Genomic DNA, 13110 nt, shown 5'->3' with positions numbered 1-13110 from the left:
TGCGGCGCGTCTGGCCCACCGGTGGATTACTTCCGGTGGATGCCGTGTAGTACGGCTCTTCGCTCCCCCGCGTTCAGTCGGCTCACACTCTTTTCTCAGGTCAGGCGCGCAAGCCGTACCGGAATGAACTACCGGACCGAATCGGAGTCAACGATTCCGTCAGGCGGGGTCCGAACACGGGCCTGAACCGGCTTCCGAACCGGCGTCCGGAACGAGGTCCGGACCAGGGTCCGGATAGCGGACCAGATGACACAGCGCGGGGATCCTGCCGGAGGCCAGCTCGGGCATCACGTCGGGCAGTTCGTCGAAGGCGCTCTCCCCGGTGATCAGGGCGTCGAGCGCCGGATCGGCGAGCAGGTCGAGGGCGAGGGCGAGCCGGTCGGCGTAGGAGCGGGAGGCGCGCCGCGGGGAGACGGTGCCGACCTGGCTGCTGCGCAGGGTGAGCCGGCGGGAGTGGAACGCCTCGCCGAGCGGAAGGCTGACCGTCCGGTCGCCGTACCAGCTGAGTTCGACGACCGTACCCTCCGGGGCCAGCAGTTCGAGGGAGCGGGCGAGACCCTGCTCGGTGGCGCTGGCGTGCACGACGAGGTCGCAGTCGCCGAGCGCGTCGCCGGGCGCGGCAAAGCCGACGCCGAGGGCCTCGGCGGTCTTGGCGCGCGCGGGGTCGGCGTCGACGAGTTGCAGCCGTACGCCGGGGAAGCGGGCGAGCAGGGCGGCCACCGAGCAGCCGACCATGCCGCCGCCGACGACGGCGATCCGGTCGCCGATCATGGGGGCCGCGTCCCAGAGGGCGTTGACGGCGGTCTCCACGGTCCCGGCGAGCACGGCGCGCGCGGCAGGCACGGAGTCGGGCACCACGGTCACGGCGCTCACGGGGACGACGTACCGCGTCTGATGCGGGTACAGGCAGAACACCGTACGCCCGAGGAGGGAGTCGGGCCCTTCCTCGACCACACCGACGCTGAGGTAGCCGTACTTCACCGGTCCGGGGAAGTCGCCCTCCTGGAACGGTGCCCGCATCGCCGCGTGCTGGTTCTCCGGTACGCCGCCGCGGAACACGAGGGTCTCCGTGCCCCGCGAGACACCGGAGTACAGCGAACGCACCACGACCTCGCCCTCCTCGGGCTCGGGCAGGGCGGTGTCACGGACCTCGCCGTGGCCGGGCGAGCGGAGCCAGAAGGCACGCGCGGAGCGGTTCATCGGCATCCTCCTGAACGTTCGGGAAGTGGTGCACGTACCGAGAAGTGCACAGGCCGCGCACAGTACGCGGCGTTGATCGACTCTGTCACTCGGCCGGAGGACGTGCGGTGGTCCTGAACAACACTTACGACGCAAGGCCGGTCCAGCAGGAGACCGCTGTGGGAGCGGGCGTACAGATCCTGTTGCTGGCCCTGCTCGGCTCGGCGATCGGCATGGGCCCCGCGGGCTGGGTGACCGGCCTGGTCTTCGCCGTCGCCACCTGGGCGGTGCTCTCCCGGGCCCTGCACCGCACCCGGCCGCGCTCATTCGGCCCGGCGAACCGGGTCACCCTCGGCCGGGCGACCCTCGTGGGCGGTGTGACGGCGCTGGTCGCGGACTCCTTCGAGAGCTCGCCCCCGGTGTCGCTGCTGGTCGGCCTGACGGCCGTGGCGCTCATCCTCGACGGCGTCGACGGCAAGGTCGCCCGCGCCACCGGCACGTCCACGGCGCTCGGCGCGCGTTTCGACATGGAGGTCGACGCGTTCCTGATCCTGGTGCTCAGCGTGTACGTGTCGACGCAGCTCGGCCCGTGGGTGCTGCTGATCGGCACCATGCGCTACGTCTTCGTCGCCGCCGCCCGCGTCTGGCCGTGGCTGAACGGCGAACTCCCGCACAGCATGGCCCGCAAGACGGTCGCCGCCCTCCAGGGCATCTGCCTGCTCCTGGCCGGCGCGCAGCTGCTGCCGCAGGCGGCGAACCTGGCGGTGGTGCTGGCGGCGCTGGGGTCGCTGGTGTGGTCGTTCGGCCGGGACGTGCTGTGGCTGTGGCGGCACGGCTCGGCTCCGGTCGCCGAGGCCGAGCCCGTCCGGGAGGACAGCCGCCCCGTACGCGAGCTGGAGCTGACGCACTCCTGACCGGGTGATGGCCCGGTAGGGGCTTGTCGCGCAGTTCCCCGCGGCCCTGAGGGGCGCGGGGAACTGCGCGATCAACCACGACGGACCCGCACTGTCCGGCTGCTACGACCGCGCGGAGCGCGCCCGAACCAGCGCGAAGGCCGCGGCCGCGAGCCCGAGGACTCCCACGACCAGCCCCGCGATGCCGAGCCCGCGGGCGGTGGAGTCGCTTGCGGAGTCACCGGAGGCGGAGCTCTTGGCGGCCGACGCGGTGGCGGTGGAGGCGGCCGGGGACTGCTCGCCGCTCTCGCTGCCCCCGGCGCCCTTGGCCGTGAGCTTGACGACCGGGGCCGGGTTCTCGGGCTCGTCGTCCCCGCTCTGCGCCTGCTCGATCCAGCGGACGGTCTTGCCGTCGGAGTAGGTCTGCAGGGCCTTGAAGGTCAGCTGGTCGGTGTCGTCGGGCAGCTGCCCGAAGGCGACGTCGAAGTCCTCGTACTGCCCGGCCCCGATCTTGCCGCCGGTCCAGGTGATCTCGGATACGGCCTCGGTGATGGTGCCGTCGTCGGTCTTGACGGGCGTCTTCAGCTTGGTGGTGGTGACCTTGGGGGTCCAGCCGTCGTGCGGCGAGACGAGCACGCCGAGGACCGGGTGGTCGGTGGGCAGGAAGACCTGCACCTTGGTGGTGGCGGCGCTGTCCTCCTCGTTCGGCACGCGGAAGGTCAGCTGGCCGTCGGTGGCACCCTTGGCGTAGCTCTCGGGGTGGACGGTGACATGCGCGGAGGCGACACCGGCGGCGGCGAACAGGCCGACGGCGGCGAGAGCGGTCACGGTGCCGGCGCGGCGCAGGGGGGAACGGTGTGCGGACATGACTGAGGAGATCTCCGTACGGGAGTGGGTTCGGTCGGGTCAGATCGAGAACGCGAACCCGGCCGGAGGCCCCCTCCGGTGCACGGCGTGCCGCAGCGGCCGCAGCGGAGGCGCGTCGGGCGCGTCCGGAACCCGCGTGATGCGGGCGCCCGGCAGGACGAGGGGCGCGTCCCGCCACCAGGCCACCAGGCCGGGCACGAACCCGGCGGTCCGCCGCAGCAGGGAGAAGAGCGCGGCCTCGCCCCGCCGCAGCCACCAGGCGGCGAGCAGGGCGGCGCACAGGTGGGCGAGGGTGGCGTGCCCGGTGAGGGCGTGCGACTGCGCGCTCCCCATGTCCATGCCCGGCATGGACGCCATGGACCCCATGTCCGTCACGGAGCCACCGGCCCCGTGACCGAGCCCGAAGGCGAAGTGCAGGACCCCCTGGGTGACGAGCATGGCGCCGGTGATCCCGGTCAGCGACCGCTCGCGCCCGCCGAGCACCCACCCGAGCCCGAACACGGCGGCGAAGGCCAGGGCGTCGACCCGGGGCGACGGCATGTGCCCCATGGCCAGCCCGTGCCCGGCGGCAGCGAGCAGCACGCACACCGCGGCGAACACCACGGCCCGCAGGCTCCGTACCGCCGCCGACGCACTCATGGTGAGGGATCCTGCCACGCAGATGAGATACGCGTGCGCTCGCCCGTAGGTTCACCGCGATGTGGCCCGGGCCGAGGGTGCCGCGGTCAGCCCTTCTGTTCGACGCGGACCCAGTCCACCTCGGCCTGCACTCCCCCGGCCGCGATCTTGTCGACGCTGGACTGGGGCAGGCCCCAGTACGGGGTCGTGGCCTTGTTCCAGCCGGCGGGGTAGGCGCCGCCCAGGGCGAGGTTCAGGATGACGTACTCGTTGTGGTCGTAGACCCACTGGCCGCGGGTGGATTCGAGGACGGTGCGGGTCGTCTCCTGGACCAGGGCGTCGTCGACGTAGAAGCGGATCGAGGTCGGGGTCCACTCGACCGCGTAGGTGTGCCACCGGTCGGCCGTGCCGCCGCCCGGGTAGGTCTGGCGGGCGCCGATGTTGCCGTCGGCGGAGTAGCCGGGGCCGTGCAGGGCGGTGCTGGTCCAGTCGGGGTAGCCGATGTTCTCCATGATGTCGGTCTCGCCGGAGGCGGGCCAGGAGACGGACGGGTCGTCGACATTGCTGCCCAGCAGCCAGAAGGCGGGCCAGAAGCCGTCGCCGACCGGGAGCTTCATGCGGGCGCTGACCTTGCCGTACGTGAAGTCGAAGTGGGTGTTGGTGTCGATGCGGCCCGAGGTGAAGTCGTAGGTGCCGCCGCCGGCCTGGGTGCAGCCCTTGCAGTACTTGGCGTGGAGGATCAACTCGTTGTCGCGCACGGAGATGTTGTCCGGGGAGTCCACGTACGCCTGGGACTCGCCGTTGACGGAGCCCATCTCCGTTCCGGTGCGCACCACACGCCACTTGGAGCGGTCGAGAGAGGCGCCGGTGAAGTCGTCGAAGAACGTGGTGCGGTAGCTGCCGCTCTGGTCGGCGGGCAGCGCCGGGTAGGCCGCCGACGCGCTGCCGCCGGTGCCCCAGACCTGGAACTCGTAGAGCGAGTAGCCGAACTGGGCCGTGTAGGGCGCCGGGTTGTAGAAGCTTCGGCGCTCCTTGCCCAGCATGCGGATGTAGCGGCCGGTGGCGGGCGAGGAGAGGGTGACGGTGTCGTGCAGGCCCGTCGCGTCGCCGGGCGCCTTGACGTTCGCGCGGCGGGTGGAGATCTCGGCGGCCGAGGGCTCGTAGACCGTGCGCCAGGTGCGGTTGTCGTCGGAGACCTGGAGCTGGTAGTCGACCGCGTACGCCGACTCCCAGTACAGGTCGACCGAGGAGATGGTGGAGCTCGCGCCGAGGTCGACCGAGACCCAGCGGTCGGTGTTCCAGTCGCTGGCCCAGCGGGTGCTGCCGCCCTTGAGGTCGGCCGGCCAGCCGCCGTCGGTGACGTACGAGGGGGAACTGCCCGCGTCCTGGTAGTAGTTGCTGAACGCCGGGTGGTTCAGGGCGAGGTTGGCGCGGGTGGTGGACGCCGGGGCCGGTTCGCCGCCGTAGATCTTGAAGGAGTACAGGGAGTAGCCCCACTGCGTGGCGCGCTGGATGCCGCGCAGGCGGACGTAGCGGCCCACGACCTCCTGCGGGTAGGTGTGCGCGGTGACCGAGCCGCCGGTACCGGCCGTCTCCGTGTAGAAGGGCGTCCAGTCGGTGCCGTTCTTGGAGACCTCAAGGGCGTACTTCTTGCCGTACGCCGCCTCCCAGTCGAGGGTGACGCTGTCGACGCGGATCGTGGTGCCGAGGTCGATCGAGATCCACGCGTCGTCGGCGAAGTTGCTGGACCAGCGGGTGGAGCCGGCGCCGTCGAAGGCGAGGCCGGGGGTGGTGCCGCCGTTCTCGCTGCCGGAGGCGGTGACGGCGGCGGGGTTCGCGGCGTAGGCGCCGGCCGCCCGGTCGGTGTCCCAGGTGGCGGCCGCGGCCGCCGTCGCGGCGGAGGCGGGGGCCACCAGGGCCGGTGCGGTCAGCAGCAGGGCCGTCGTGGCTAACGCGGCGAGGACGGTGCGGGTCGGTCTCGATGACATGCGGCTCTCCCGGTCGGTGATGAGTGAATGGCAGGTGCATGACATTCATGGAGGGCCGGCGGGCGCGAGGTTCCCGCACCCGCGTCCGCCGGCCGGTCTGGCGGTTATTGCTGTACGGCGGTTTTTGCTGTCCGGCGGTCTTGGCGATCCGGCGGTTCTCGCGATCCGGCGGTTCCGCCGTCCGGCGGTGGGTCGGGGCGGCGCCGCGCGTCGCCCCGACCCGCCGGTCTCAGGCGGCGCGTCGGCGCACGCCCCGGTGCCCGCGGACGATCTCCGCGTACCGGTGGCCGCTGCCCTTGATGGTGCGGCGCTGGGTGCGGTAGTCGACGTGGACCAGGCCGAAGCGCTTGTCGTAGCCGTACGCCCACTCGAAGTTGTCCAGCAGCGACCAGGCGAAGTAGCCCGCCAGCGGGGCACCCTTGCGGGCCGCCGAGGCGCACGCGGCCAGGTGCTGGACCAGGTAGTCCTGACGCTCCGGGTCGTCGACCGTGCCGTCGGGGCGTACGACGTCGGGGTAGGCGGAGCCGTTCTCCGTGACGTACAGCTTGCGCGCGCCGTAGTCGTGGGTGAGGCGCAGCAGCAGGGTCTCGATGCCGTTCGCGTCGATCTCCCAGTCCATGCCGGTGCGCGGCACGCCGAGGCGCCGCACGGAACGGGCGCGTGGCGCGGGCCCGTTGGGGTCGTCGGCGATGGCGGCCGGGAAGTAGTAGTTCAGGCCCAGCCAGTCCAGCGGCGCCGCGATGGTCTCCAGGTCCCCGGGGCGCTCGGGGAGTTCGACGCCGTACACCTCCTGCATGTCGGCGGGGAAGCCGCGGCCGTGGACCGGGTCGAGCCACCAGCGGTTGACGTGTCCGTCGTGGCGGCGGGCGGCTGCCTCGTCCTCCGGGCGGTCGGTGGCCGCGTGCACGGTGGAGAGGTTGTTGACGATGCCGATCTCGGCGTCGGGGGCGGCGGCGCGGATCGCCTGCGCGGCAAGGCCGTGGCCGAGCAGCAGGTGGTAGGAGGCGCGCACGGCGGCCGTCAGGTCGGTGAGACCCGGCGCCATCTTGCCTTCGAGGTGCCCGATCCAGGCGGAGCAGGACGGCTCGTTGAGGGTGGTCCAGTGGCGGACCCGGTCGCCGAGGCGCTCGGCCACGATCGAGGCGTACGCGGCGAAGTGCTCGGCGGTCTCGCGCTCGGGCCAGCCGCCGCGGTCCTGGAGCACCTGCGGGAGGTCCCAGTGGTACAGGGTGACGGACGGGGTGATGCCCGCGGCCAGCAGGCCGTCGATCAACTCGTCGTAGAACGCGAGGCCCTTGGCGTTGACCGGGCCGTCGCCGCCGGGCACCACGCGCGGCCAGGCGATCGACAACCGGTAGGCGTTGGTGCCGAGTTGGCGCATGAGGTCGATGTCCTCGCGCCAGCGGTGGTAGTGGTCGCAGGCGACGTCCCCCATGTCTCCGTTGTCGATGGCCCCCGGCGTGCGCGAGAAGGTGTCCCAGATCGAGGGGGAACGGCCGTCCTCGGCGACCGCTCCCTCGATCTGGTACGCCGAGGTGGCCGTGCCCCAGAGGAAGTCCTGCGGGAGGGCGGCGAGGTCGATGGTCACGGAATTCCCTTCGGATGTGGAGGAGTCGGTCACTTGACGGCACCCGCCGTGAGCCCCGCGACGAGATAGCGCTGGAGCAGCAGGAAGCCCGCGACCACCGGGACGCTCACGACCAGCGAGGCGGCCATGATCTGGTTCCAGTACACGTCGTTGAGCGTGGAGTAGCCCTGGAGGCCGACCGCGAGGGTGCGGGTGGCGTCGTTGGTCATGACGGACGCGAACAGCACCTCGCCCCAGGCGGTCATGAAGGCGTAGACGGCGACCGCGACGATGCCGGGGATCGCGGCCGGCACGACCACCCGGAACAGCGCGCCGAGCGGCCCGCAGCCGTCCACCAGCGCCGCCTCGTCCAGGTCGCGCGGCACCGAGTCGAAGTACCCGATCAGCATCCAGATCGAGAACGGCAGCGAGAAGGTGAGGTAGGTGAGGATGAGGCCGCCGCGGGAGCCGAACAGCGCGATGCCGGTGGCCTGGCCGATGTTGACGTAGATGAGGAACAGCGGCAGCAGGAACAGGATGCCCGGGAACATCTGGGTGGACAGCACGGTGACGGTGAAGACCCGCTTGCCGCGGAAGTTGTAGCGGCTGACGGCGTACGCGGCGAACACCGCGATCACCACCGAGCTGACGGTCGCCGCGCCCGCCACGATCAGCGAGTTGCCGAAGTACCGGGCCAGCGGGACCGTGGACCAGATGTCGATGTACGGCCGGATGGTCAGGCCGCTCGGTATCCAGCGGAACTGGCCCGTGACGTCCGCGAGCGGCTTCAGCGAGCTGGAGATCATCACGTACACCGGGATCAGCACGAAGCCGGTGAGCAGCGTGAGGAAGATCCGCCGGGCCCAGAGGAAGGAAGTGGGCGGCGCCATCGGCGACTTGACGGGCCGGGCGGCGGCTCGCGCCTTCAGGGACCCGGGGGCCCGCACCGCGAGGGGGGACTCAGACATCGGACGTCCTCCGTCCACGCGAGGTGAGCACCAGGTACACGCCGGTCACGACCAGCAGGAAGAGCAGCAGGAGCACGGACATGGCGGAGCCGGTGCCGAAGTTCCAGGTGACGAAGGACGCCTGGTAGATGTGGACCGAGATGAGGTCCGCGGACTCCGGGGCGGCCTTGCCGAACAGGACGTAGGGCGTGTTGAAGTCGTTGAACGTCCACAGGAACAGCACCAGGATCAGCACCTGGTTGACCGCGCGCAGCGACGGCAGGGTGATGCGGCGGATCTGCTGGAGCATCCCCGCGCCGTCCAGCGCGGCGGCCTCGTACAGCTCCTTGGGGATGTTCTGGAGGCCCGCCATGACGATCAGGAACGCGAACGGCCAGCCCTTCCACACCGACACGGTGAGCAGCGCGTAGAAGCTGTTGTCGCCGATCAGCCAGAACGACCGCTTGTCGGTGAGGTGCAGCTGGTCGTGCAGCACGTGGTTCACCAGGCCGTTGTCGTGCTGGAACATGAACACCCAGGTGATGACGGCCGCGTAGACCGGCAGGGCGTACGGGATCAGGAACAGCGCGCGCAGCAGGCCGCGGCCGGCGAAGGTCTCCTGCATGAAGATCGCGGCGGCGGTGCCGATCAGCCAGCACAGGCCGACCGACAGCAGCGTGAAGGCGACCGTGACGTAGAACGAGTGCAGCAGGGCCTCGCCGACGGGGGCGTCGAAGTCGACCGACAGCTTGTAGTTGCCGAAGCCGGCCCAGGGCGCGGTGTTCCAGTTGCTGATGTAGATCTGCGTGAGCTCCTTGAAGCTCATCACCACACCGATGACCATCGGGATGAGATGGACCAGGAGTTCGAGCAGCAGGGCGGGCAGCAGGAGGAGATAGGGAAGCCCGATGCGGCGGATCCGCCCGGTGCGGCGGCGGGGTTCGCGCGCCGCACCGGGGGTGGCTCCTCGCACCGGCTCTTTTGTGGGAGCGGTGGTCGTGGTCATCTTGTTCAGGCCGCCGGCATCTGCTGCTGGGCCTTCTCCAGCGCGGCCTTCACCGAGTCCGTGGTGACCGCGTGGCCGGCCGCGGCGTCGGCGAACAGGTCCTTGACGGCCGTGCCGACCGCCGTCTCGAACTGCGACTCCGAGGCCACCTGCGGCAGCGCGGCCGCGCTGGTGGCGAGGGTGTTCTTCAGCACCGAGTTGGACGCGGAGTTGAACTGCGCGTCCTCCTGCGCGGCCTTGACCGGCGGGATGGAGGTGTACGCGGTGTTGAGGATCTTCTGCTCGTCGTCGCTCGTCATGAACTTCACGAACTTCGTGGCGCCGTCGAGGTTGTGACTGTTCTTGAAGACGGCGATGTTGATGCCCGCGACCATCGAGTTGGTCTGGGCGCCGGTGCCGGGGGTGCCGGACTGGACCGGGACGGGCGCGATGCCGTAGTCGCTGTCGCTCATGCCCTGCGACTTGAGGTTGGCGGCGGCGGACTGCCACAGCAGCATGGCCTGCTTGCCCTTGGCGAAGTCGCTGACCGACTGGTTCTGCGCGTACTCGGCGTCACCGGTGGGGATGACCTTGTCCTTGGCCATCAGGTCGACGTACTGCTTGACCGCGTCGACCACCTTGGGGTCGGTGAAGTTGGGCTTGCCGTCGGAGGAGAAGAAGTCCGCGCCGTGCTGCTTGGCGAAGACGAAGACGTGGTGGATGTTCTCGGAGACGTTGGCGCCCTCGGCGCCGAGCACCGACTTGCCCTTCGCCTTGATCTTCTTGCCGTCGGCGATCAACTCGTCCCAGGTGGCCGGGGGCTGGGAGATGCCGGCGTCGGCGAAGATCTTCTTGTTGTAGTAGAGGGCGTACGCCATCGAGTACAGCGGGACGGCGGCGGGGTCCTTGCCCTCGGCCCCGGTCGAGCCGAGCGCGGAGTCGACGAAGCGGTCCTTGCCGCCGATCTTCGCGAAGTTCTTGGAGTCCCACGGCAGCAGCGCGCCGGTCGCCTGGAGCGAGGCGCTCCAGGTGTTGCCTATGTTGAGCACGTCGGGGCCCTGACCCGAGGTGGTCGCGGTCAGGATGCGGTTCAGCAGGTCGGACCAGGGCACGACCTCGAGCTTCACCTTGATGCCGGTCTGCTGCTGGAACTTGTCGAGTTCGGGCTGGAGGACCTTCTTGTCGATGGCGATGCTCGCGCCCTGGTTCGAAGCCCAGTAGGTGAGCGTCTTCGGCGAGTCGTTGGACCCGCCGCTGTTCGACGAACCGCCCCCGCATGCCGTGGCGGCGAGAGCGAGAGAGAGGGTGACGGCGCCGACGGCAGCGGCTCGGATGCGTCGCATGGCTCCTGGTGTCCCTTTCCGGGAGTCGTGAACCCGGGGGCGGCTACGGCAACCGACACCTGCGTTCGGCTCCCGAAGCCCCTCACGGCTTAATTTAGGACGTGAGTTAAACCTCCGGAGCCAGCTCCGTCAAGGGATTCGGCAGGACTGGCGGCGATGGATACGGGATGGTGACCGGGCGCCGGACGCCCACCCCGGGGGCCGGGCTCGGACGGGTGCGCCCGCGGCAGGCGTCCACCGCCGGGGCCGGGTACGGGCGGGTGCGCCCGCGGCAGGCGTCCACCGCAGGGGCCGGGTACGGGCGGGTGCGCCCACGGCGGGCGTCCACCGCCGGGGCCGCGCCCCGGGCGGGTGCGCCCCACCACGACGCACCCGCCCGGGGCCTGACCCCCGCCCCGCGACCACCGGCCGTCGCGCCCCGTTCGCGCAGTTCCCCGCGCCCCCTGACGGGGCCCGACCACCACCCCCCAGGGGCGCGGGGAACTGCGCGACCAGCCACGACGCGCCCGCACGGGGGCACCACGCCGCATCCTCGACTGCACGCCGGCGGGGGCTCGGCGCGCAGTTCCCCGCACCCTCGAAAAGGGGCGCGGGGAACTGCGCGAACGGCCACGACGCGGCCGCAGCCGTCACCCGGCGAGAGCCGCCCCCGACGGCACCCGGGCGTACCCCACGGGCCGAGCCGTGAACGTGCCCCGCCCCTGCGTCCGGCTCCGCAGCCGCGTCGCGTAGCCGAACAGTTCCGCGAGCGGAACCGTCGCGGTCAGGACCGCCGAACCCGCCCGCGCCACCGAGCCGGTGACCCGGCCCCGGCGGGCGGCGAGATCGCCGAGCACCGCGCCGACCGCGTCCTCGGGCACGGTGACCGTCACCTCGGCCACCGGCTCCAGCACGACGGTGACGCACGCCCGCAGAGCCTCCCGCAGGGCAAGCCGCCCGGCCGTGCGGAACGCCATCTCGGACGAGTCCTTGGAGTGCGTCGCGCCGTCGGTCAGCGTGACCCGCAGCCCCGTCACGGGGTACCCGCCGACCGGCCCCTCGGCAAGGGCGTCCCGGCAGCCCGCCTCGACCGCGCGGACGTACTCCTGCGGCACCCGGCCACCGACCACGGTGGTCGCGAACGCGAACCCCGTGGGCGCGCCGGCACCCGTCCCGTCGTCGTCCATCGGCTGCACGTCGAGCACGACATGGGCGAACTGGCCCGCCCCGCCGTCCTGTTTGACATGCCGGTGGACCAGCCCCGACACGCCCCGCACGACGGTCTCCCGGTACGCGACGCGCGGCCGGCCGACGTTGACGTCCAGCCCGGCGTCACGGCGCACCTTCTCCACCGCGACCTCCAGGTGCAGTTCACCCATGCCGGACAGCACCGTCTGCCCGGTCTCGGGGTCGGTCCGAACGGCCAGGGAGGGGTCCTCCTCGGCCAGCCGGGCCAGCGCCGTGGCAAGGCGTCCGGTCTCCGTGGACCTGCGCGCCTCGACCGCCACCGACACGACCGGCTCGGCGGACGTGGGCGGTTCGAGGACCAGCGGGCTGCCGGGCGCGCACAGCGTGGAACCGGGCCGGGCGGACTTCAGCCCGATGACGGCGACGATGTCACCGGCGCCCGCCCGCTCCAACTCCGCGTGCCGGTCGGCCTGTACGCGCAGGATGCGTCCGACGCGCTCGCCGCGCCGCGCGACCGGGTCCCATACGTGGTCTCCCTTCTCGATGGTGCCGGAGTAGATCCGGACGTACGTCAGCCGGCCTCGGGCGGTCGCCGTCACCTTGAACGCCAGTGCCGCGAGCGGCGCTTCGGGGTCGGCGGGCCGCTCCTGCGCCGTACCGTCGTACTCACCCCGTACGGGCGGTACGTCGACGGGCGCGGGAAGCCACGAGACGACGGCGTCCAGCAGCGGCTCGATGCCGCGGTTGCGGTAGGCCGAGCCGCACAGGACGACCAGGCCGTCACCGCTGCGGGTGAGGTCGCGCAGGGCGGAGGCCAGCGTGCCGTCCGAGAGCGTCGACCGGGTGCAGTACTCGTCCATCGCCCCGGCGTGCAGACCGGCGACCGTCTCCTCCAGGGCGCGGCGCCGCCGGCCCGCCTCGTCGGCCGACTCCCGCGGCACGGGCCCCTCCTGGAACGTGCCGTCGTCCCAGAGCAGCGCCCGCATCCGCAGCAGGTCGACGACGCCGCGGAAGCCGTCCTCCGCGCCGATCGGCAACTGCACCACCAGCGGCGCCGGATGCAGCCGTCGCCGGATCGACTCGACGGCGGTGTCGAGGTCGGCTCCCGCACGGTCCATCTTGTTCACGAACGCGATTCTCGGCACGCCGTACCGGTCGGCCTGGCGCCACACGGACTCGCTCTGCGGCTCGACGCCCGCGACGGCGTCGAACACCGCGATCGCGCCGTCGAGCACCCGCAGGGAGCGCTCCACCTCGTCGGCGAAGTCGACGTGCCCGGGGGTGTCGATCAGGTTGACGCGGTGGCCGCGCCAGTCACAACTGACGGCCGCGGCGAAGATGGTGATGCCACGGTCGCGTTCCTGGCTGTCGAAGTCGGTGACGGTGGTGCCGTCATGGACCTCGCCGCGCTTGTGCGTGGTACCGGTGGCGTACAGGATCCGTTCGGTGACGGTGGTCTTGCCCGCGTCGACATGGGCGAGGATGCCCAGGTTGCGCAGACGGGTCAGGTCGGTGGTCAGGCGGCGGTCGGTCTCGGTGCGCACGGCCCTTGGCCT

At 71.5% G+C, this 13110-nt stretch carries 10 protein-coding genes; 1 reads left to right on the top strand and 9 read right to left on the bottom strand.

Annotated elements, in window-relative coordinates; translation table 11 throughout:
• Positions 1–159: 159 nt before the first annotated feature.
• Positions 160–1200, bottom strand: a complete 1041-nt coding sequence (locus WN71_RS27090) for a zinc-dependent alcohol dehydrogenase (RefSeq protein WP_240529781.1) — start codon at positions 1198–1200, stop codon at positions 160–162.
• A gap of 107 nt (positions 1201–1307) precedes the next feature.
• Here WN71_RS27090 and WN71_RS27085 point away from each other — a divergent pair, with 107 nt between their 5' ends.
• Complete coding sequence (locus WN71_RS27085) at positions 1308–2093, top strand: CDP-alcohol phosphatidyltransferase family protein (protein WP_046590780.1); 786 nt, start codon at positions 1308–1310, stop codon at positions 2091–2093.
• A 102-nt stretch (positions 2094–2195) separates the two neighbouring features.
• Here WN71_RS27085 and WN71_RS27080 read toward each other — a convergent pair whose 3' ends face one another.
• The 8 genes from WN71_RS27080 to fusA all read right to left on the bottom strand — a co-directional run bounded on the left by WN71_RS27080 (position 2196) and on the right by fusA (position 13098).
• The gene (locus WN71_RS27080; protein ID WP_046590783.1) at positions 2196–2939 is read right to left on the bottom strand and encodes a YcnI family copper-binding membrane protein; all 744 of its coding nucleotides are present in this window, start codon (positions 2937–2939) and stop codon (positions 2196–2198) included.
• Positions 2940–2978: 39 nt separating this feature from the next.
• Positions 2979–3578 (bottom strand): hypothetical protein, encoded by a 600-nt coding sequence (locus WN71_RS27075; RefSeq protein WP_046590785.1) that lies wholly within the window; start codon positions 3576–3578, stop codon positions 2979–2981.
• A gap of 86 nt (positions 3579–3664) precedes the next feature.
• A complete protein-coding gene (locus WN71_RS27070) occupies positions 3665–5545 on the bottom strand; it encodes a discoidin domain-containing protein (RefSeq protein WP_046590787.1) in 1881 nt (626 codons plus the stop codon).
• A 229-nt stretch (positions 5546–5774) separates the two neighbouring features.
• Positions 5775–7133: a GH1 family beta-glucosidase gene (locus WN71_RS27065; RefSeq protein WP_046590790.1), complete on the bottom strand. Its 1359-nt coding sequence runs from the start codon at positions 7131–7133 to the stop codon at positions 5775–5777.
• 29 nt (positions 7134–7162) lie between these two features.
• The gene (locus WN71_RS27060; RefSeq protein WP_046590812.1) at positions 7163–8002 is read right to left on the bottom strand and encodes a carbohydrate ABC transporter permease; all 840 of its coding nucleotides are present in this window, start codon (positions 8000–8002) and stop codon (positions 7163–7165) included.
• A gap of 70 nt (positions 8003–8072) precedes the next feature.
• The gene (locus tag WN71_RS27055; protein WP_046590792.1) at positions 8073–9065 is read right to left on the bottom strand and encodes a carbohydrate ABC transporter permease; all 993 of its coding nucleotides are present in this window, start codon (positions 9063–9065) and stop codon (positions 8073–8075) included.
• Positions 9066–9070: 5 nt separating this feature from the next.
• Positions 9071–10387 carry an ABC transporter substrate-binding protein gene (locus tag WN71_RS27050; protein WP_046590794.1) on the bottom strand — a complete coding sequence of 439 codons (1317 nt, stop codon included), beginning with the start codon at positions 10385–10387 and terminating at the stop codon, positions 9071–9073.
• 629 nt (positions 10388–11016) lie between these two features.
• Positions 11017–13098, bottom strand: a complete 2082-nt coding sequence (fusA, locus tag WN71_RS27045) for an elongation factor G (RefSeq protein WP_046592806.1) — start codon at positions 13096–13098, stop codon at positions 11017–11019.
• Between the last annotated feature and the right edge of the window lie 12 nt (positions 13099–13110).

The sequence above is a fragment of the Streptomyces mangrovisoli genome (assembly GCF_000974985.2).
In the GTDB taxonomy this organism is placed as follows: Bacteria; Actinomycetota; Actinomycetes; order Streptomycetales; family Streptomycetaceae; genus Streptomyces; species Streptomyces mangrovisoli.
The sequence above is the reverse complement of the archived record's forward strand: the minus strand, read 5'-3'. Positions and strand labels throughout refer to the sequence as shown.